The organism is Streptomyces sp. NPDC054849 (assembly GCF_053610945.1).
The window spans coordinates 16,241-35,705 of sequence record NZ_JBSGZI010000001.1 but is presented as its reverse complement, the minus strand read 5'-3'; the positions used below and the strand labels follow the sequence as shown (position 1 = coordinate 35,705).

General features: G+C 69.5%; 18 protein-coding genes. 13 read left to right on the top strand and 5 right to left on the bottom strand.

The window, feature by feature from the left end; all coding sequences use genetic code 11:
- Positions 1-10: 10 nt before the first annotated feature.
- The 3 genes from panD to ACWGIF_RS00150 form a co-directional block, all read right to left on the bottom strand.
- Positions 11-430, bottom strand: coding sequence for an aspartate 1-decarboxylase (gene panD, locus ACWGIF_RS00160; protein ID WP_453488570.1), 420 nt, complete (start codon positions 428-430; stop codon positions 11-13).
- Positions 431-706: 276 nt separating this feature from the next.
- Entirely contained in the window at positions 707-1,660 is a 954-nt protein-coding gene (locus ACWGIF_RS00155; protein WP_453488567.1) for a sigma-70 family RNA polymerase sigma factor, read from the bottom strand.
- Positions 1,661-1,670: 10 nt separating this feature from the next.
- The gene (locus ACWGIF_RS00150) at positions 1,671-2,885 is read right to left on the bottom strand and encodes an NAD(P)/FAD-dependent oxidoreductase (RefSeq protein WP_453488565.1); all 1,215 of its coding nucleotides are present in this window, start codon (positions 2,883-2,885) and stop codon (positions 1,671-1,673) included.
- 224 nt (positions 2,886-3,109) lie between these two features.
- Between ACWGIF_RS00150 and ACWGIF_RS00145 the strand changes: the two genes are divergently transcribed.
- The gene (locus tag ACWGIF_RS00145) at positions 3,110-3,439 is read left to right on the top strand and encodes a TfoX/Sxy family protein (RefSeq protein ID WP_453488562.1); all 330 of its coding nucleotides are present in this window, start codon (positions 3,110-3,112) and stop codon (positions 3,437-3,439) included.
- A gap of 9 nt (positions 3,440-3,448) precedes the next feature.
- Here the strand turns inward: ACWGIF_RS00145 and ACWGIF_RS00140 are convergent, their stop codons facing one another.
- Positions 3,449-3,895, bottom strand: coding sequence for an SRPBCC family protein (locus ACWGIF_RS00140; RefSeq protein ID WP_453488559.1), 447 nt, complete (start codon positions 3,893-3,895; stop codon positions 3,449-3,451).
- Positions 3,896-4,344: 449 nt separating this feature from the next.
- Here ACWGIF_RS00140 and nhaA point away from each other — a divergent pair, with 449 nt between their 5' ends.
- The 7 genes from nhaA (at position 4,345) to ACWGIF_RS00105 (ending at position 11,090) form a co-directional block, all read left to right on the top strand.
- Positions 4,345-5,652, top strand: coding sequence for a Na+/H+ antiporter NhaA (nhaA, locus tag ACWGIF_RS00135; protein WP_453488556.1), 1,308 nt, complete (start codon positions 4,345-4,347; stop codon positions 5,650-5,652).
- Positions 5,653-5,673: 21 nt separating this feature from the next.
- A complete protein-coding gene (locus ACWGIF_RS00130; RefSeq protein WP_453488553.1) occupies positions 5,674-5,937 on the top strand; it encodes a hypothetical protein in 264 nt (87 codons plus the stop codon).
- Positions 5,938-6,640: 703 nt separating this feature from the next.
- Entirely contained in the window at positions 6,641-8,281 is a 1,641-nt protein-coding gene (locus tag ACWGIF_RS00125; RefSeq protein ID WP_453488551.1) for a sensor histidine kinase, read from the top strand.
- Positions 8,282-8,301: 20 nt separating this feature from the next.
- Positions 8,302-8,691 carry a roadblock/LC7 domain-containing protein gene (locus ACWGIF_RS00120; RefSeq protein WP_453488548.1) on the top strand — a complete coding sequence of 130 codons (390 nt, stop codon included), beginning with the start codon at positions 8,302-8,304 and terminating at the stop codon, positions 8,689-8,691.
- Positions 8,688-9,044, top strand: a complete 357-nt coding sequence (locus tag ACWGIF_RS00115; RefSeq protein ID WP_453488545.1) for a DUF742 domain-containing protein — start codon at positions 8,688-8,690, stop codon at positions 9,042-9,044. Before ACWGIF_RS00120 ends, ACWGIF_RS00115 begins: the two co-directional genes overlap by 4 nt.
- Positions 9,025-9,648: a GTP-binding protein gene (locus ACWGIF_RS00110; protein WP_453488542.1), complete on the top strand. Its 624-nt coding sequence runs from the start codon at positions 9,025-9,027 to the stop codon at positions 9,646-9,648. Before ACWGIF_RS00115 ends, ACWGIF_RS00110 begins: the two co-directional genes overlap by 20 nt.
- A complete protein-coding gene (locus ACWGIF_RS00105; protein WP_453488540.1) occupies positions 9,645-11,090 on the top strand; it encodes a cytochrome P450 in 1,446 nt (481 codons plus the stop codon). Before ACWGIF_RS00110 ends, ACWGIF_RS00105 begins: the two co-directional genes overlap by 4 nt.
- Positions 11,091-11,183: 93 nt before the next feature.
- On the opposite strand, the gene ACWGIF_RS00100 is transcribed toward ACWGIF_RS00105, so the two are convergent.
- The gene (locus ACWGIF_RS00100) at positions 11,184-12,224 is read right to left on the bottom strand and encodes a terpene synthase family protein (protein WP_453488537.1); all 1,041 of its coding nucleotides are present in this window, start codon (positions 12,222-12,224) and stop codon (positions 11,184-11,186) included.
- Positions 12,225-12,881: 657 nt separating this feature from the next.
- On the opposite strand from ACWGIF_RS00100, the gene ACWGIF_RS00095 reads away from it, so the two are divergent.
- From ACWGIF_RS00095 to ACWGIF_RS00075, 5 genes are all read left to right on the top strand, one after another.
- Positions 12,882-13,484: a TetR/AcrR family transcriptional regulator gene (locus ACWGIF_RS00095; RefSeq protein ID WP_453488535.1), complete on the top strand. Its 603-nt coding sequence runs from the start codon at positions 12,882-12,884 to the stop codon at positions 13,482-13,484.
- 132 nt (positions 13,485-13,616) lie between these two features.
- Entirely contained in the window at positions 13,617-14,552 is a 936-nt protein-coding gene (locus tag ACWGIF_RS00090; protein ID WP_453488533.1) for a TauD/TfdA dioxygenase family protein, read from the top strand.
- Positions 14,553-14,602: 50 nt separating this feature from the next.
- Positions 14,603-15,949 (top strand): MFS transporter, encoded by a 1,347-nt coding sequence (locus ACWGIF_RS00085; RefSeq protein ID WP_453488530.1) that lies wholly within the window; start codon positions 14,603-14,605, stop codon positions 15,947-15,949.
- A gap of 105 nt (positions 15,950-16,054) precedes the next feature.
- Positions 16,055-17,764, top strand: a complete 1,710-nt coding sequence (locus tag ACWGIF_RS00080) for an aldehyde dehydrogenase family protein (protein ID WP_453488527.1) — start codon at positions 16,055-16,057, stop codon at positions 17,762-17,764.
- A gap of 97 nt (positions 17,765-17,861) precedes the next feature.
- Entirely contained in the window at positions 17,862-19,439 is a 1,578-nt protein-coding gene (locus tag ACWGIF_RS00075; protein ID WP_453488525.1) for a long-chain-fatty-acid--CoA ligase, read from the top strand.
- Positions 19,440-19,465 lie beyond the last annotated feature (26 nt).

The following is a 19,465-nucleotide window of genomic DNA, read 5'->3' as shown; positions in this document are numbered from 1 at the left end:
CCGTCCCCCCTCAGCCGGCCACGGCGTGGGGGCTGCGCTCCTGATCCGTACCCGGCACCGGGGCGGAGGGATCCGCACCCAGTTCGACGATCCGGTTGTCTCCGTCGACGTGCACGACGCGGGGCTTCAGCACCCGGGCCTCGGCGTCCTCGACCTGGGCGTAGCTGATGAGGATGACCAGGTCCCCGGGGTGCACCAGATGCGCGGCGGCGCCGTTGATCCCGATGACCCCGGACCCGCGCGCCCCCTCGATGACGTAGGTCTCCAGCCGCGCCCCGTTGGTGATGTCCACGATGTGGACGAGCTCCCCGGGCAGCAGATCCGCCGCGTCCAGCAGATCGGCGTCGACGGTGACGGAGCCGACGTAGTGCAGGTCGGCCTGGGTCACGGTGGCCCGGTGGATCTTGGACTTGAACATGGTACGAAGCATGAGACAACTCCCGATATGTCTGCTCCCTGCCCACTCTTCGCGGGTCAAGGGCTACCTCCGGCACCCTACAACCATCCGCCGTCACGGTGACCGGTCCGCTGGGCCCCCACGGACCAGCACCGACTCGGTCCGGGGGCGAGCCAGGGTGAGGGCGGCCGAGGCCCCGGCCACGGCGTCGCGGCATCCTCACCCGGCTTGAACGCCGCCCGGCTTGGGAAATCGGGGAACGGATCATCACAGCGCCGGGTGCTGCGCCTCGCCCCGGCCGGCGTCGGGTCACCACTCGGCGATGAGCGGCGCATCCGGTTCGTGCTGACGCCAGGCTTCGGTGAGGCGGGCGAGGCGGGTGGGGGCGGCGATGCCGCGCAGGGTTGCGATCTTGTCTTCGGTGACATCGAACGCCACAGCGCCCAGGACCTGGTCGCCGACGACGAAGAGGATGGCGGGGGCGCCGTTGACGACCGCGTAGTGGATGGCGGGCGCGCCGCCGGCGCGTCGCCGTTTCGCCGGCGTGGCCTTGAAGCCGCCCCGCATGACGGCGGCGACGCGCTGCGGAGTCTCGTACCGCAGCAGCTTCGCGGCCAGGCCGGCACCGTCGGAGATCGCGATCACGTCGTCGGTGAGCAGCGCCACCAGCCGTTCGGTGCGGCCCGAGGTGGCAGCGGTCAGGAACTCCTCGACGATCCTGCGCGCGGATGCCGGGTCGAGTTCGCCGCCGCTGCGGCGTGCGGCGGTGATGCGGTGCCGGGCGCGGTGGAGGTGCTGCTGGCTTGCGGACTCGGTGATGTCGAGGATCTCGGCGATTTCGGCATGGCTGTAGGAGAAGGCCTCGCGCAGGATGTAGACGGCCCGCTCGACGGGTGACAGACGTTCCATGAGAGTCAGCACGGCCAGGGAGACTGATTCGCGCTGCTCGAACGTGTCGGCCGGGCCGAGCATCGGGTCTCCGTCGAGGAGAAGTTCGGGCAGCCAGGCGCCAACGGTGCGCTCGTGGCGGGCTTGTGCCGAGCGGAGCCGGTCGAGGCACAGGTTGGTGACGACCTTGGTCAGCCATGCCTCCGGCACCTTGATCCGCTTCCGGTCGACGGCCTGCCAGTGCAAGAACGCATCCTGCACGACGTCTTCGGCGTCGGCGGCGGAGCCCAGCAGTCGGTACGCCAGCGAGGCCAGCCGGTTGCGGCCGGCCTCGAACCGACTGGTGTCGAAGCGATCAATGGCGGTGCTGTCCACGCGAATCACCCTAGGCGGGTTGCGCGGCCGCCTTTGTGGCGGCCCCATCCTGCGCGGCGGCAAGGTGGCGCTTGCGCTTGGGCAGGCCGAAGGTCGGGTGCGAGGTGGTCCACAGTGACATCTTGAGGATGCCCGCCTTGATCCGCGCGGCCTTCCGGCCGCCCATGTACTTCCGCTTCGCCTGCCCTTCGCCGTCGACCATCTGCAGGACGCCGTCCCGCCGCCCGAGGCTGATGTGGTTGCCCACGTACTCCAGCCTGGTGTTCGGGATCTTGCCGCCGGTCAGGCGTCCCACGATCGCGGCCGTGGCCTGCATGCCGGTGAAACCGGCCGAAGCGCAGGACATCGGCAGCGGTCGGCCGTTGTCACCGATGGCGTGGGCGCTGTCGCCGACGGCGTAGACGTTCGGGTGCGAGAGCGACCGCATGGTGCGATCGACCACGATCCGGCCGTCCGCGGTGACCTCAAGCCCGCTTGCGGCGGCGATGGGGGCGACCGCGAACCCGGCCGTCCACACGGTCGCGTCCGACGCCAGGGCGGTGCCGTCGGCGCACAGCACCCGCGCCGCTTCGACGGCTTCGACGCCGGTGTGCTCCAGAACGGTGATGCCCAGCCGGTCGCAGGCCCGGCGCAGGTGACCGCGGGCTCCGGCTGAGAGTGGGGCGCCCAATTCTCCGCGGGCGACCAGCGCCACCGACAGGCCGGGCCGGGATTCGGCGATCTCGGTGGCGGTCTCGAGGCCGGTCAACCCGTCGCCGACGACCAGCACACTGCCACCTTCGTCCCGCCCGCTCAGACCGTCCAGGCGCTCGCGAAGGCGCAGCGCCGCCGGACGGCTGGTGACGTGGAAGGCGTGCTCGGCGACTCCGGGGACGCCGTGGTCGGCGACGTGGCTGCCGAGCGCGTAGAGAAGCGTGTCGTACCCGAGCTCACCGCCGCCGCCCAGGGGGGCGTCGATCATCTCGACGACCTGGCGCTCGGGGTCGACGGAGGTGACACGGGCCAGGCGCAGCCGTATCCCCGTGCCTGCGAAGACGTCGGCGAGCTTCGGAGCCTCGATCTCCTGGCCGGCCGCGAGCTGGTGCAGCCGCAGCCGCTGGACGAAGTCCGGCTCGGCGTTGACCACGGTGATCTCGGTGTCCACCGGGGAAAGCCGGCGGGCCAGCGTCCCGGCCACGTAGGCCCCGGCATAGCCGGCGCCGAGGACGACGATGCGGTGCTTCATGTGATGCTCCTGTCGGTTCGCTTGGCTCTCGGTGACTTGAGCGGAACAGCGCCCCGATTGCTGACAGGAATCGCATGTGACATGGGTCACAAGAGACGCGCCATGCCCCGGCCCTCTTCCGGCGGGCCGGTGTCGACCTCCGGACAGCACCCTTCTCCGGACAGCACTGACTTCGGCGACGGGCCCGGCGTGCGGGCGACCGCTCGGCGCAGGACAGTGAATCCGTGACGTACGACGAAGGGCTGGCCCAGCGGATCCGCGAGCGGCTCGGTGAGCGGCCCGGCCTCACCGAGAAGCGGATGTTCGGCGGCCTCACCTTCCTGCTGCACGGCAATATGACGGTGGGCGTGACCGGCGACGAGCTGATCGCCCGCGTGGGCCCGGAGGGAACCGAGCAGGCCCTCGCCCGCGCCGAGGCGCGTCCCATGGACTTCACAGGCCGCCCGATGCGGGGCTGGGTGACGGTGAGCGGCCCCGCCCTTGCGGAGGATGCCGTGCTGGACCACTGGATCACGACGGCCACAGCCTTCGCCGCCACGCTTCCCCCTGAATGAGGCCCGTCCTCAGCGCGCCTCCAAGAGCGCCTTGAGGGCCGCCAAGTCCTTCCGCTGTGCACGCCGCATGGCCGCCGCCATCACGGCGGCGCCGATCGAGGCGAACCCGCTGGGCTCTCCCCGGTTGCGGAGGGTCATGCGCGTGCGGTCCGCGTCCTCCCCGTACGGCTCCCAGGTGTAGGTCGTCTCCATGGGGAACGGACCTTGCGCCGCACGCATCACCATCCGGGGCCCGGGCTCGTACGCGGTGATCTCGTACGTGTAGGCCAGCCGCCTGCCGAGGAAGCGGGCGACGAACGCGACCTTGGAACCGACCGCTACCGGGGGCTGGGGCAGCCAGTCGACGGATGTGATGTCGGCGTACCACTCGGATGCGTTCGTGGGGTCGGCCGCGTAGGCGGCGATGCGGCCGCACGGGGCGGCGATCACGGCTTCGGCCAGTACGTCGACCTTCATGGAGTCCTCCCGGACGGCGAGGCCGCCGCCGCACCTACGCCTTGCCAGGGCCGTCCACAGGCTATCGGCGGAACTCGCTGACCGCCGGCACGGGCCGGTGCCAGTGCACGGACGGTCACGTGGACACCCTCCGCACACGCTGAGCAGAAGCTCAGGCCCGGATGACGATGGGGTTACCGAACCTGGTGAAGACGACCGTCTGACCGCCCCGCGGCGCGGCTCCTGAGCGGGCTCGTACACACCTCGCGCCTTGGTGTGTACGAGCCTGCTCGCATGCGTTCTTGCAGGTGAGGAGCCCTCTAGCGAGATCCGGACATCTCCCATAGGGTGTAAGGAACGCGTCAACGAGGCGGTCGAGCCGCTTGGGACGCGCGGTGTGCCGGGAAGTCTGGTCGGCGTTCGAGGGGCCGTATGCCCATTTTCAGTCGACGCCCCGGAAAGCCACCGACATGAGCAACCAGCGCCCGCGCATCGTCTTCGGCCTCATGCCGTGGCCCGAGCGGCAGGCCATCGCCTCCGCGCTGCGGACCGAAACCGTCGGTGGGCTGGTTCTCCTCGCCGCCGCCGTGATCGCTCTGATCTGGGCCAACACTCCGTTCAGCGGCGCCTACGAGGCGGTACGCGACTTCCACTTCGGCATACCCGCCCTCGGACTGGACCTCTCGGTCGGGCACTGGACCGCCGACGGCCTCCTTGCCGTCTTCTTCCTCGTCGCCGGCATCGAGCTGAAGCGGGAACTCGTCGTCGGCGAGCTGCGCACTCCCGCCACCGCCGCCCTGCCGGTCATCGCGGCAGTGTGCGGCATGGCGGTACCGGCCGCCCTGTACGCGCTCACCGCAGGCCTCGGCGGCGGCAGTCTCGACGGCTGGGCCGTCCCCATGGCCACCGACATCGCCTTCGCGCTGGGCGTCCTCGCCGTCATCTCCACACACCTGCCCGCCGCGCTGCGCGCCTTCCTCCTCACCCTCGCCGTGGTCGACGACCTCGGCGCCATCCTCATCATCGCGCTCTTCTTCACCAGCGACCTGAACCCCTGGGCCCTCGGCGGAGCCTTCGCCGGGCTCGCCCTCTTCTCCCTCCTCCAGCGACTCCGCGTCCGCGGCTGGTGGTGGTACGCGCCCCTCGGCATCGCGATCTGGGCCCTCATGTACAACGGCGGCGTCCACGCCACCGTCGCGGGCGTCGCCATGGGCCTCATCTTGCGCACCACCCGCGACACGGCCGAGGAGGCCTCCCCCGCCGCTCGCGTCTCGCACCTGCTGCACCCCTTCTCCGCCGGAGTCGCGGTCCCCCTCTTCGCCCTTTTCGCCGCCGGCGTCGGCATCTCCGGTCCCGCCCTGGCCCAGGTGTTCACCAGCCCCGAACCGCTCGGCGTCGTCGTCGGCCTCGTCGTCGGCAAGGTCATCGGGATCTTCCTCGGCACCTACCTGGCCGCCCGGTGCACCAAGGCCGAACTCAACCCCGATCTGGCCTGGGCCGATGTCCTGGGCCTGTCCGTTCTCGCCGGCATCGGCTTCACCGTGGCCCTCCTCATCGGCGAACTCGCCTTCCCCGGCCAAGCAGTCGGCGAGCACGTCAAGGCAGCCGTCCTGATCGCCTCCGTCACCGCCGCAGTCCTGGCAGCCGTACTACTGCGCCGCCGCAACGCCGTATACAAGCGCCTGTACGAGGAAGAGAACGTCGACGCGGATGCCGACGGTATCCCCGACGTCTACCAGCGCGGCGCTGCAGACCGGCCCGCCGCTCAGCACAACTGACCACATCGGAGGCACGGCATCATGGCGATCACCCTGCTCACCATCGCCATGGTGGTGGCTGCCCTCGTCATCCGGACGGCGATCGCCGAAATCCGCCGACCCGGCAGCGGACGCAGCCAGTGGAAGTTCCTCACCAACCCACGGGCCCTCGCTGTCGGAGCCCTCACCGCGCTCCTGCTCGGGATCATCGGCTGGGCAACTGCCGGACCCGTCGCAGCGGCCTGGGCCGTGTTCGTCGGCGCGCTCGTCGCCTACATGCCCGGTAGCGGCGGAAAGGACGACTGACCGGGGCCGTCACACCCTCGTCCAGGCCTCCCCTGTTCCGTACAGGATGTCGCGATATACGGAAGGACTGTCGCAGCCAAGGACATCGGGCTCCACGTGGCGGAGGCCGTCACGGCGCGCCGACAAGCCCCCTGCGCCGGCAGCATGCGCGACCGCCGACTGGTGTGCCTCCGTGAAGAACCCGATGAGCCGATGCCGGCCGATTGCCGACGAAAGCCCCCGGCATGCCACTGGCCGGCAGAAACGCCCATATGTCAGAAGGAGGACTTGAACACGGTGCGAAGCAGGAAATAGCTCCCGCATATCTGTTCCCTGCCTGCTCACTGCAGGTCAAGGGCGGTCTCTGCAGATTGCAACCATTCGCGTGTTCGGCTTTACGCAGGTTTTTCGGGACTCATGCCGACAGGGCGGCGCACGGGCGCCGCTCCGGCGATCCCCGTGCCCGCACGGGCCTGGAGACGACCGAGGCCTGAGAGGGGAGCCCTGAGCAGCAAGCTGGGGGATGCGGTCGATTTCACGCATCTGCAGTACGTGTCACGGCGATAACCGATCAACCATGGGTTCAGATCGATCAAGGTGGCTTTCCGTTCCCGTCAGGGCCACCTGAGGAACCCGAACTGACTATGCTCGCCTTGCGTGTTGCGCTGCACTCACCGCGTCAAACGCCGTATTGCGCGCGGACGAAGCCTGGCCGCAGAGAGGCGTGACCACCGATGCGATCTCGAACCGCCGTGTCGGACGCACTCATTGGAACTTCTTTGCCCGGCCGAGCGAAGTCGCGACCGTTCTTGTCGGCGCACCGCATCACGCCCAGTCCGCTCATTCCAGACCGTTGAGGAACCCTTCGATGCTTCGTGCAGGTTCAACCGCTGGAGCGCTGCCGCGTGGAGTGGCTCCGGCATGGCTCATCCCCCCTGGAGTTCTGGCTGGGGCCTGTGCTGTGGCGCTTGTCTATGTATCCGCGCAGATACGCACGCCGGTTGCCTGGTGCGGCCTCGTCGCGGTCGTCCTGACGGCCGTCACCTCGGCTGCGACGACGCGCCGGGTGCGCTCGGCGGAGGTGGCCCGCTACGCGCGGGCGAACGCCGAGGTACAGCAGTACTACGCACAGCGCGAGACCGCGCTGTTCGCGCGCCTGTCCGATCAGCGGGCCACCACCGTATGGCTCGCCGAAGAGCTCCTCCCGGCGGCTGTCGCCCGCCTGCAGCAGGGTGAGCCCGCGTCGGAGATCCTGCAGTCCGTCGCATTCGGGGAACATCTCGACAGCGAGTTCGCCGAAGCGCTCCGGACGGCTCTGCGGACGCTCCTGGAAGCCGTGGACGCCGAGGAACGCACGCGGGACTCGTCCCAGCGGGCACTGGTGGCGATCGCCCGGCGGGTCCAGGCCATCGTCCATCAACTCGCCAAGGACCTGCGCGACATGCAGATCCTGCACGGTACGGATGTAGTGGTCTCCCATGGTCTGCAGGACATCGACCATCGCAATGCCCTGATCGGGCGCCTTGCGGCCAGCATCGCCGTACTGGGTGACGCTCGGCCTGGGCGTCAGTGGTCGAAAGCGATCCCCCTCTACGACATCGTGCGCGGGGCCATGTCACGCATCGTGGACTATCCCCGCGTGAAGTTGCAGTCGGTGACCGAGGTGGCTGTGATCGGCCAGGGAGCCGAGCCGCTGATCCACCTGCTCGCCGAGCTGCTCGACAACGCCACGACCTTCTCGCCGCCGCACGCCCCGGTCGAGGTGACCGCGAGCGAGGTGCCCTCCGGTATCGCGATCGAGATCGAGGACCGCGGGGTCGGGCTCACCGAAGAGGTCCGCCAGCGCATCGACCGGGTCATGGCTCAGGCGTCGTCCGGCACCGGTCTGGCGGACCTGGGCGAGGCGACGCAGCTCGGCCTGCCCGTCGTCAGCAGGCTGGCCCGCGAGAACGGCCTGGACGTCGATCTGCGCACCTCCGCCTACGGAGGAGTGCGGGCCGTCGTGCTCGTTCCGCGGCGCCTGATCACCACGGTTCAGCAGCCTGCCCCGAAAATCCAACAGTTCGCGCCGAGGCCCATGGGCGCACCGACCGTGCCGAGGCCGACGATGACGCGCGATGCCGCAGCAGATTCCGTCGAGGTCAAACAAACCGTCAACGGACTGCCGCAGCGGCGCCGCGAGTCGCCCGTCCCGACCCCGGTCGTCCGCACGACCTCTGCTCCCCCCGCCGCTCCGCCCGCCACCCCGGGGACAGCCGGCGGCCCCCGGCAGCCGGGCCTGATGTGGGAGGCGTTCAGCGGCGAGAACAGACCGGTTACGGGCCCTTCCATCCAATCCAGCGAGCCATCAGACGAGGGTGAGTAACCGTGCCGCCACTGCCCAACATGGACTGGATGCTCAAGGAGCTCGCGGGCAGCGTCCCGTACGTGCGCCACGTGGTCGTGTTGTCATCAGACGGCCTGTGCATCGGTCAAGCGAACACGGAGCCCGACACCGCTGACGCGATCGCCGCCGCCTGCTCGGGCATCCAAAGCCTGGCGAAGGCCATCGCCCAGAAGTTCCCGCACGGAAACGGCTCGACCCACATGGTGGGGATCGAAGTCGACGGCGGATACTTCTCCCTCATGGCGGCCGGACCCGGGGCCTATCTCGCAGTGCTGGCCGATGCGGAGGTGGACGCGGGGTTGCTGGGCGACCGCATGCGTACGCTGGTGGTCCGGATCGGTCAGCACATGACCAGCCCGCCTCGTGATGACATCGGGCAGGCGATGTGACGTCACCCAACCAGGGTGCATGGGACGAAGGCAGTCCCGTGCCGCTTTACGTCATCTCCGGTGGGCCGGGTTCCTCAGCCAAAGCCTTCAACCTGGTCACCCTCATCGCATCCAGGTCCACACCCGAACCCGGTATGCAGCCCGAGCAGGCGGCCATTCTCGCCATGTGCCAATACCCGCTGTCGGTGGCCGAGATTTCAGCGTATTTAAGCCTGCCGTTCAGCGTCATCACGGTGCTGCTCTCCAAGCTCGTGGACCACGAACGAGTTGAGGCCATTGCTCCCGTTCCTGTCGCGGCGGTCCCCGAACTTGGCCTTCTGGAGGCGGTGATCCATGGACTACGCAGGCTCTGACGCAGCCGTCGGCGGCCCCCGCCGCTCGGCCGTGCTGCTGCCGCACAGCGCCAGAGGTGTCAAAGTCGTGATTGTCGGCGGCTTCGGGGTGGGCAAGACGACCATGGTCGGGGCGGTGAGCGAGATCCCGCCGCTGACCACCGAAGAAACCATGACGCAGGCCGGCGTCGGGATCGATCACAATCCCGGTGCGGAAGGCAAGAACACCACGACCGTCGCTCTGGACTTCGGCCGCATCAGCATCAACGAGGAGCTGATCCTCTATCTCTTCGGGACGCCGGGACAGGAGCGCTTCTGGTTCCTCTGGAACGGCATCTTCGAAGGCGCGCTCGGTGCCGTGGTCCTCGTCGACACCCGGAGGATCGAAGTCTGTTTCGAGATCATCACGCGTCTGGAAGACCGCCGCGTCCCCTTCGTCGTAGCCGTCAACACCTTCCCCGAGGCACCGCAGCACCCGATACCAGCCCTGCGCACTGCTCTGGCACTCAATGATTCGGTGCCCATCGTGACCTGCGACGCGCGCGACCGGTCGTCCAGCCGCGACGCGCTGCTCGCACTGATGGGCTACTTGTGCACCCTCGCCGCCGCTCAGGAGTCCGTATGACCGTCCCACCCGCTGACCACACCACCACGGAAACGGGGCTCACCCCGCCCCCTGGCTGCCCGGCCCACACCGTCACGGGACTCGACGCAGCGACTCCGCTCTGGGGCGCCGCTGCCGAGACCGACCCCATGGGCCTGTACGAGAAGCTGCGTGCCGCCCACGGTCCGGTGGCGCCCGTCCTGCTCGACGGGGACGTACGAGCCTGGCTCGTCCTGGGGTACCTCGAGAACCGTGATGTGGCCAGCCGCTCCACCCAGTTCTCCCGCGACCCCCGCACCTGGCACGGCTGGAAGAGTGGCGAGATCGACGCCACCACCTCGCCGCTGGTGCCGATGATCGGCTGGCGCCCCGACTGCGTGTGTGCGGACGGTGAGGAACACCAGCGCCTGCGCGGCGCGGTCACGGCCGGCCTGAACCAGTTCGACCAACGCGGAATCCGCCGCCACATCACCCGCTTCGCACACCAGTTGGTCGACGAGTTCTGCGAAACGGGCCATGCGGAGCTGGTCGGTCAGTTCACCGAGCACCTGCCCATGCTCGTCCTCACCCACCTGCTCGGAATGCCGGACGAGTACGGTCCCAAGCTCGTGCACGCCGCCCGGGACCTCTTCAAGGGCACCGAAACGTCGCTCGCGAGCAACGCCTACGTGCTGGAGACCCTCGAGCAGCTCGTCGTCGACAAGCGCGCCCTGCCCGGGCAGGACATCGCATCCGTGCTGATGGCCCACCCGGCCGGCCTCACGGACGAGGAGGTGCAGCACCACCTGCGCCTCATTCTGCTCGCGGGCTATGAGACGACCGCAAATCTCATGTCCAACGTGCTGCGCATGGTGGTCACCGACCCGCGGTTCCGCGGGTCGTTGGCCGGCGGACAGATGACCCTGCCGGAAGCGGTGGAGCAAGTGCTCTGGGACGAGCCCCCGCTGATGGTGTGTCCGGGCCGCTGGGCCACCGGTGACACCACCCTGGGAGGGCAGGAGATCAAGGCCGGCGACATGCTCCTGCTGGGCCTGGCCGCCGGGAACGTCGACCAGACGGTCCGCCCGGACCCCTCGACCCGTGTGCACCACAACCGCGCGCACCTGTCGTTCAGCGCCGGCGCCCATGAGTGCCCCGGCCAGGACATCGGCCGTGTCATCGCCGATGCCGGCATCGACATCCTGCTCACCCGGCTTCCCGACGTCAGTCTGGCGGTGCCCGAGGAAGAGCTCACCTGGCGCTCGTCCACCTGGTCCCGGCATCTGACGGCGCTGCCCGTGAAGTTCGCGTCCCGCAGTCCGGAAGCCCATGATGTGCTGACACCTCTGCCGGCCGCGCCCCCGCCGAGCAGCGGCGTTCCCGCGGCGCCCCCATGGCCGGCATCCCCACGCGAAGCGTCGCATCCGGTCGAGACCCGCACCTCGTGGTGGGCACGGGTGAGGCGGTTCCTGCGGAGGCCGTAGGCCTCGTCAGCTCGCCTCGGAGCCGAGCACCACAGCCGAGCACCACAGCCGAGGAGACTGCCGGACGGCGCGGTTCGGCAGTCTCCTCCGTCCTCAGCGGGCACCCACCATGTGCTCCTCATCTGCCGGAGCGTAGCGGGGCGCACCGGTGTACCACGCATGAAGGCCGGACAGGAAACTGCAGGCTCCCCGGAGCCACGCCTCCAGCTCGAGCCGTTCGCCGTGGTTCAACCCGGCGCGCCGCACGACTGGGGGCAGCTCGGTCCGTACGAGGTGCTCGAAGTGGCGCAGTCGGGCGCTCACGAGATCGGCGGCCGCATGCATCGCCTCCTGGACGGTCATGCGCAGGGAGGTCTGGAGGACTACGACGAGGTTGTTGACGTCGTGTTCGTCATGGACTTCCCGCTGGTAGGAGGCGATGTCGTTCGCCATTCCCATGTAGTCCATGAAGGCGTCCAGCAATGCGCAGAAGGGTCGGCTGTCACGGATCCGCTCAGGGACCCTTGCTCCGGTGGAGAGTTCGACCGAGTAGGGCGCGGTATAGGCGGCAAAGCTTTCACGGCGGAACTGGGCATACTCGACGAGGTCCGGGACACGGCCGGCGCGGCTGTTGGCCAGTTCCTGGACTCCCGCGTCGATGTACCGTCCCAGGGCACGGTTGAGCCCCTGCTGCCAGTGCGCCCTTCTCGGGGGGAACAACCGTTGCTGGAGGTCGGCCATGCCCCTTTCGACGGCATTGGCCGGCTCCGGCAAACGGGCGCCCGGCTCCGGCGGCAGGAAGGCATGGAGGCGCGCGGTGAAGGCCTGTGCGCCGGTGAGGTCGCCCGTCCGTTTGAAGGCGGAGGCGAAGTAGTCGTCCCAGGCCAGAGCCCAGAGGTTGAACCGGTGATTGAGCCTGAGGTCGGGGAGTGAGGCGTCGGGAAGGGCCCAGGCGGTCAGCTGGTCGACGGCCATGGCGTGGAACTGGGAGAGGGTCCAGATCGCCCGGCGGCCCGACGGTGCTTCACCGCTGTCCAGCATGCCCATCTCCCGCGCCCACGTCTCGCTCTCCTCGCGCAGGGCCGGCAGGTACGGATTCACCTGCAGCGGGTACGGCATCCGCAGTATGGGCAGCTTGATGACCTGCACTGTCATGAGATCCCTGCTTCCCTTTCGGCGCGTATCGGTGGTGCGTGTGGTTCCGGCGTGCCCTGTGCAGTCACAGGGGCCGGCAGAACCGGCGGGGCAGTGGGCGAGGAAGTGAACGTGCTGCACAGTGGGGATGCGTGATACGAGCCGGTGACGCCCTGTCACGAGCGCGAGATGGTCCCGCGGCGGGTCTCCGGCGCGTCCGGGTCACACCCCTTGATCGGGGACGGGACGAGGATCGCGCACGTGAGTTCCTGGGACATGGTTTCTCCCTCCGGGACGGCACTTGGGCTGACGATCCGCTGCTGCCGGGGGACCGACGCCGAACCGTTCCCCGTTGGTGCTCCAAAACGTGCGCCCGCCCCGGCCAATCCGCAACCCCGCGTGGCCGTCTTCGGCCCGCGATTAAAGCCGGTTTGCGGGGAATGAAACGATCCTTCTGGGTCAACTTGGCTCAAACCCGATCCCGAAGCCAGCCATGATCAACCAATGATCGACATCGGAGTGCGCGGGAGGGGAGCACTTCCGCGTCGGCCCTGCGTTCGCATCTCGGACGGCGAGTCGTTTGAACTGGCGGACAGGGCGAAGGCCTTGCTCCACGGCGCAGCGGAGCCGGAGGCACCGCGTTCCGCCCGAGCCGGCGCGAGACCGTAGGCTCTGCGCATGGTGGGTACACAGCCGGACGGGGCCACGCGAGGGCCGGGACGACCGCGGGAGGAGCGGGTCACCGGCGCCGTACTCAAGGCGGTCGTGGACCTGGTCACCGAGCAGGGCATCGAGGGGGTCACGATGGACGCCGTCGTGGCACGGGCCGGGGTGAGCAAGCCCGCCATCTACCGGCGGTGGCCCACCAAGCAGGATTTGATCATCGCCGCCGCGGAAACGCGCATCGGCGTCCTGTCGGTGCCCGACCTGGGTGACTTCCGCGCGGAGATCCGCTTCGTGCTCAACGCCCGCCTGGAGGCCTACCGCCTGCCGGGTTCGGACCGGCTGATCGCGGGCCTCATCGGCGCGGCAGCCGAGAGGGGCGCACACCGAGGCCAGTACGCGGAGTACACCGAGCGGATCACGAGCGAGACGAGGCGCATCCTCGAGCGGGGCATCGCCCGCGGGGACGTGGACCCGGGCACCGATGTCCGGGCGGCGGCCACCCTGGTGGCTGCACCCCTGCTCTTCCGGCTCATCGGTGAGCAGGAGATGCCCGACGCCCGCTTCGTGGACGCGCTGGTCGATCTCGTCGCCCGGGCGGTCAGCGCGGGCGACTGACGGCTTCCGGCTTCCGGCTTCCGGCTTCCGGCTTCCGGCTTCACATTTTCGTTCTGCCTGGCCCCTTGTCTCCCCACACCTCAATAACGATACTTCCGGTAACGATTTTCTGGCCCTCGTTACGGAGGTCTCATGAACAGCGCCGTCACCACCCCTGTCGCCACCCCCGTTCCCGCGCTCGACAAGCCGCTGATGCACTACGGGAAGCGCACGCTCGACCGCATCGCACCCGGCGCGGAACAGCCCGACTACCTGCTCCTGGACGTCTGCCCGCTCACTCCGCACATCGGCGCAGAGGTCGAAGGCGTCGACCTCTCGCTCCCGATCGGCGAAGACGTCGCGGAGGAGATCAGGCAGGCCCTGCTGGAGTGGAAGGTGCTCTTCTTCCGCGACCAGCACGCCTTCGACCCGCAGTCCCAGCTCGCCTTCTCCGGACTGTGGGGCGAGCCGGAGCCGAACCCCTTCTTCCCCAAGGGCAGCACCGTCGGCGTCTCCCGCCTGGCCAAGGACGCCATGGCCATCGGCACCGAGAACATCTGGCACAGCGATCACTCGTTCATGGCCGCGCCGGCGCTCGGCTCCGTCCTGCGCGCCGTCGAAGTCCCTTCCGCCGGCGGCGACACCGTGTGGGCGGACATGGCGGCGGCCTACGACAACCTCACCGAGTCCATGAAGGCCCGGATCGAGGGGCTCACCGCCGTGCACGACTGGGTTCCGAGCTGGGGCTCGCTGATGACGGAGAGTCAGGTCACGGCCCACCGAGAGAACCTGCCGGCCGTCGAGCACCCGGTGGTCGTCCACCACCCGCGGACCGGCCGCAAGCTGCTCTACGTCAACGAGCCCTTCACCACCCGGATCGTCGGTCTGCCGGACCCGGAGAGCCGTGAACTGCTCGACGAGCTCGTCCTGCAGGCCCGTATCCCCGAGTACCAGGTGCGCTTCCGCTGGCAGCCGGGCTCGGTCGCGGTCTGGGACAACATCGCCACCCAGCACTACGCGATCAGCGACTACTTCCCGCAGCGCCGCGTCATGGAGCGCATCGCGATCGCCGGCATCCCGCTCTCCTGACTCAGCTCCCGGCCCCTCCTCCCTCCCCATCCAGTCTCCGCGGAGCCCTTGTGACCGACACCGACGTCGCACCCGCTGTGCCCGCCGGCCCCCCGAAGGCGCCGAGCAGAACGAGACGCCGCGCGTGGATCGTCACGGCGCTGCTCGTCGTCTTCATGATGATCAATTTCGCCGACAAGTCCGTGCTCGGTCTGGCCGCGGAGGAGATCCGACAGGACCTCGGCCTGTCGGCATCGGCCTTCGGGCTCGCCAGCAGCGCGTTCTTCCTGCTGTTCTCGATCTCCGGTGCCGCGGTCGGGCTGCTCGCCGACCGCGTACGGCCGAAGTGGCTGCTTCTCGCGATGGCCGTCCTGTGGTCCGTTTCCCAGGCCCCGCTGGCGGTGGGCGGAGGGCTCGCGGTGCTCATCACCTCACGCGTTCTCCTCGGGGCTGCCGAGGGGCCCGCCTTCCCCGTCGCCCAGCAGGCCACCCTGTCCTGGTTTCCCAATCACCGGCGGAACCTGCCCGGAGCCTTGATCGTCCTTGGAATCACCCTGGGCGTCCTGGTCGCCGCTCCCGTCCTGACATGGGTGATCCAGCACCACGGCTGGCGCTCGGCCGTCGCCGCGGTGGCGCTCGTCGGTGTCGTGTGGGCGTTGCTGTGGATCCCCTTCGGCGGGGAGGGACCCTACGCGGCCGCGTCCGGGACCACGACGACGGCCGGCTTCTGCGACCTGGACGATGAGGCGGCGGTGGCGGAAGCCAGGCCCGCTTCGGTCCCGGCCAAGACGCCGTACCGGCGAATCCTCGCGACCCGTACCTGGATCGGTGCCACGGCCGCCTACTTCGGCACGTACTGGGTCATCGCCTTCGCCCTGGTCTGGCTTCCCTCCTACCTCCACGACGCGCTGGGCTACACCTCGGCCGGGGCCACGCAGGTGCTGATGCTGGTCTGGGGCCTGGGCGGGGTCGTGGTGCTCGGGCAGGCGGGCCTGACGGGTTGGCTGCTGCGCCGCGGGACCGCGAGCCGGTGGGCCCGTGGCGGGGTCGGCGGCGTTCTCCTGCTCATCGGCGGCTCGGCCTGCCTCGCCCTGCCGTCGGCCCCGGCCGGTGTCGTGACCGCCATGCTCCTGGTCGCGGGGTTCGGGCTCGCCGGAGCGATGAGCAGCGTGGCCGTGACCACGGTCACGGAGCTGGCTCCGCCCGATCGCCGCGGCGGGGCCCTGGGCATCATGAACGCCGTGGTGACCACCGCCGGTCTCATCGCCCCGACCCTGATCGGGCATTTGGTGGACACCCGCGGTGCGGAGGGTTACCAGCACGCGGTCCTGATCACGGGCGCTGTGCTCCTGCTGAGCGGAGCCGCCGCCCTCACGTTGATCAACCCGGACCGCGACGCCCGGCGGCTGTCCGCGTGACCACTCGCGCGTGACCACTCGCGCCTGCCCGCTCTTCGCGCAGCGCGCCAAGCGGGACCCGCCCTTCCCGCCCTTCCCACTCCCCTCCTTCCGCAAGGGACGACGTTGAACACCAGCGCCCTCGACACCTCCTTCCTCGACCGCACCGTGGCCCACGTACGCGGCACGGCCGAGTCCTGGTCCACCACCCCGCTCGCGGAACGCATCGCCCTCCTGGAGCGGCTGCAGCCGCGCGTCATCTCACGTGCGGCCGAGATGGCAGGCGCGGGCGCCCGGGCGAAGGGGTACGGGCCGGACTCCCGCTGGGCGGCCGAGGACTGGATCGGCGGACCCTGGGCCCTGGCCCAGAATGCTGCGGCGTTTCTGCACGTCCTTCGACGGCTCGCCGCAGGCAGGGACCCGCTGGACGGGACGTCGGTGCACGAGGAGGACGGCCGCACGCGGGTGGACGTCTTCCCCGCCACCGGCTGGGACGCCCTGCTGCTCAACGGGTTCCGGGCGCAGGTGTGGATGCGCCCCGGCGTCACGGCGGAGCGGGTGCGGGCGCGCGCCGCGGGCGAGTACCGGGGCAGGCCGGGCGACCCCTCCCTGGCCCTCGTACTCGGCGCAGGCAACGTCGCCGCCATCACCGCGCTCGACATTCTGCACAAGCTGTACGCCGAGGGTCAGGTCGTCATCGCCAAGATGAACCCGGTCAACGCCTACCTGCGCCCTCACTTCGAATACGTCTTCGCCGAGTTCGCCGAACGGGGCTGGGTGCGCTTCGTCGACGGCGGCGCGGCCGAGGGCGGCTATCTCGCCCGCCACGAAGGCGTCGACACCATCCATGTCACCGGCAGCGACCGCACCCACGACGCCATCGTGTGGGGCACCGACGAGGACGCCGTCCAGCGCCGCCGCGACGACCTCCCGCTGATCGCCAAGCCCTTCAGCAGCGAACTCGGCGGCGTCAGCCCGTGCATCGTGGCTCCGGGGCCGTGGAGCGAAGCCGACTTCCGCTTCCAGGCCGAGCACATCGTCACCAGCAAGATGAACAACTCCGGCCACAACTGCATCGCCAGCCAGATCGTGGTCCTGCCGCGCGACTGGGACGGTACCGAGCGGCTGCTCGACGAGATCCGCCGAGTGCTGGGCGAGCTTCCCCCGCGCACCGACTACTACCCCGGCGCCGCAGGCCGCCTCGCCGCGGTACGCGAGGCCCACCCGCAGGTGGAGAAGCACGGCGACGACTGCCGGCTGCTCGTCCCCGACATCGGCGACCACCACGACGACGTCCTCATCACCGACGAGGTCTTCGGCAGCGCCCTGGGCGCCGTACGCCTGCCCGGCTCGAACCCGGCCGAATTCCTGCACCACGCCGTCGACTTCGCCAACGACACCCTGCCCGGCACCCTCGGCGCGACCCTGATCGTCCACCCGAAGACCGAAAAGGCCCACCGGGACGCCGTGCGCACGGCCATCGCCGATCTGCGCTACGGCACGTTGGGCGTCAACTGCTGGTCGGGCGTCGGCTTTCTGCTCGGCTTCACCCCGTGGGGTGCCTTCCCCGGCCATACCCGTCAGGACATCGGCAGCGGCATCGGCTTCGTGCACAACGCGTTCATGCTCGAAGAGGTCGAGAAGACCGTGCTGCGCGCCCCGTTCACACCGGCACCACGTGGTCTGGTCACGGGTGACCCGTCGCTGTCCCCGCGCCCCCCGTACTTCGTCACCCACCGCACGGCGCTGACCACGGTGGAGCGCCTCACCCGCTTCACGGCGGCGCCGAGCCTGACGCGACTGCCCGCTCTCTTCGCCGCTGCGCTGCGGGGCTGACCTGCGGCGCTCAGCACCCCGCGCATCCACCGCATCACCGCATCACCGCATCCGCAAGGCCCGCACCGCGCGCCGAAACATCGCCTCCGGAGACCTCATGCTCAATCTCGCCGCCTTGCTGGAGAACAGTGCCCGTACCGTGCCCGACCGCACGGCAGTCGTGCTGGGCGCCCAGCGACTGACCTACGCCGAGCTGGACGCCGCCGCCCGCCGCGTGGCCGATCTGCTGCACTCGCGCGGCATCCAGCCCGGTGACAAGGTCGCACTGTCCTGCCCCAACCTCCCCTGGTTCCCGATCGTCTACTACGGCATCCTCAAGGCCGGCGCGGTGGTGGTCCCGCTCAACGTGCTCCTCAAGAGCCGCGAGATCGCCTACCACCTCGCCGACTCCGAGGCGAAGGCGTACTTCTGCTTCGAAGGCAGCGCGGACCTCCCGATGGGGCAGGAGGGCTGGTCCGGCTTCGGTGAGACCCCCGGCTGCGGGGACTTCTTCCTGATGACCGCCGCCCCCGCCGAGGACTCCCCGATCGCGGGCGCCGAGACCCTGACGGCGGCGCTGGCCGGTCGGAGTGCGGACTTCGAGACGGTGGCCACGGAGTCCGGAGACACCGCGGTCATCCTGTACACGTCCGGTACGACGGGCCGGCCCAAGGGCGCCGAGCTCACCCACTCCAACGTGATGCTCAACGTGCTGACCTGTCACAAGCTGTTCGGTGAGGTCGAGCACGATGTTCACCTGATCACCCTGCCGCTCTTCCATTCCTTCGGCCAGGTCGTGCAGATGAACACCGGCATCGCCTCGCAGGCGACGCTGGTATTGCTGCCACGCTTCGACGCCCAGGCCGCCCTGTCCCTGATGCAGCATCATGGGGTCACCTTCTTCGCGGGTGTTCCCACGATGTACTGGGCCCTCCTCGAAGCAGAGGCGCCCGAAGTGGATCTGTCGCGGATCGCCGGAAGCCTGCGGATGGCCGGGTCGGGAGGCTCCGCACTGCCGGTCGAGATCCACCGCCGGTTCAAGGAGCGCTTCGGGGTCACCATCATGGAGGGGTACGGGCTCTCGGAGACCAGTCCGGCGGCCACCTTCGCGCCGCGCGGGGAGGAGGTGCGTCCGGGCTCCATCGGACGCCCGGTCTGGGGCGTGGAGGTGGACCTGGTCGACCAGGACTGGGCCCCGGTCCGGGGCGCCGACGCGATCGGCGAGATCGTCGTCCGCGGACACAACGTCATGAAGGGTTACCACAACCGGCCCGAGGCGACCGCCGAGGTGATGCGCAACGGCTGGTTCCGCACCGGTGACCTGGCCCGCCGCGACTGCGACGGATGGTTCTACATCGTGGACCGGGCCAAGGACATGATCCTCCGCGGTGGCTTCAACGTGTATCCGCGGGAGATCGAGGAAGTACTGCTCACCCATCCTTCCGTGAGCATGGCGGCCGTCATCGGCGTGCCTCACGACCGTCACGGCGAGGAGATCAAGGCATGCGTGGTCCTGGCCCCGGGAGCGACGCTGACCGAGGAGGAGCTGATCGCCTGGTGCAAGAAGGAGATGGCGGGATACAAATACCCCCGCCTCGTCGAGTTCCACGAGGTTCTGCCCACCAATGCCACCGGCAAGATCCTCAAGCGCGAGCTCAGGGACGCGGACGCCCACGCGATCGGTGCGGGTCGGTGATCACGCCGTCCGGCTCCGCCGACCAC

Excerpts from the sequence above, each read along its gene's own strand:
- ACWGIF_RS00100 (WP_453488537.1), bottom strand. The coding sequence starts at position 12,224 with ATGACAGTGCAGGTCATCAAGCTGCCCATACTGCGGATGCCGTACCCG.
- ACWGIF_RS00105 (WP_453488540.1), top strand. The coding sequence starts at position 9,645 with ATGACCGTCCCACCCGCTGACCACACCACCACGGAAACGGGGCTCACC.
- ACWGIF_RS00110 (WP_453488542.1), top strand. The coding sequence starts at position 9,025 with ATGGACTACGCAGGCTCTGACGCAGCCGTCGGCGGCCCCCGCCGCTCG.
- ACWGIF_RS00090 (WP_453488533.1), top strand. The coding sequence starts at position 13,617 with ATGAACAGCGCCGTCACCACCCCTGTCGCCACCCCCGTTCCCGCGCTC.
- ACWGIF_RS00095 (WP_453488535.1), top strand. The coding sequence starts at position 12,882 with ATGGTGGGTACACAGCCGGACGGGGCCACGCGAGGGCCGGGACGACCG.
- panD (WP_453488570.1), bottom strand. The coding sequence starts at position 430 with ATGCTTCGTACCATGTTCAAGTCCAAGATCCACCGGGCCACCGTGACC.
- ACWGIF_RS00150 (WP_453488565.1), bottom strand. The coding sequence starts at position 2,885 with ATGAAGCACCGCATCGTCGTCCTCGGCGCCGGCTATGCCGGGGCCTAC.
- ACWGIF_RS00140 (WP_453488559.1), bottom strand. The coding sequence starts at position 3,895 with ATGAAGGTCGACGTACTGGCCGAAGCCGTGATCGCCGCCCCGTGCGGC.
- ACWGIF_RS00075 (WP_453488525.1), top strand. The coding sequence starts at position 17,862 with ATGCTCAATCTCGCCGCCTTGCTGGAGAACAGTGCCCGTACCGTGCCC.
- ACWGIF_RS00130 (WP_453488553.1), top strand. The coding sequence starts at position 5,674 with ATGGCGATCACCCTGCTCACCATCGCCATGGTGGTGGCTGCCCTCGTC.
- ACWGIF_RS00120 (WP_453488548.1), top strand. The coding sequence starts at position 8,302 with ATGGACTGGATGCTCAAGGAGCTCGCGGGCAGCGTCCCGTACGTGCGC.
- nhaA (WP_453488556.1), top strand. The coding sequence starts at position 4,345 with ATGAGCAACCAGCGCCCGCGCATCGTCTTCGGCCTCATGCCGTGGCCC.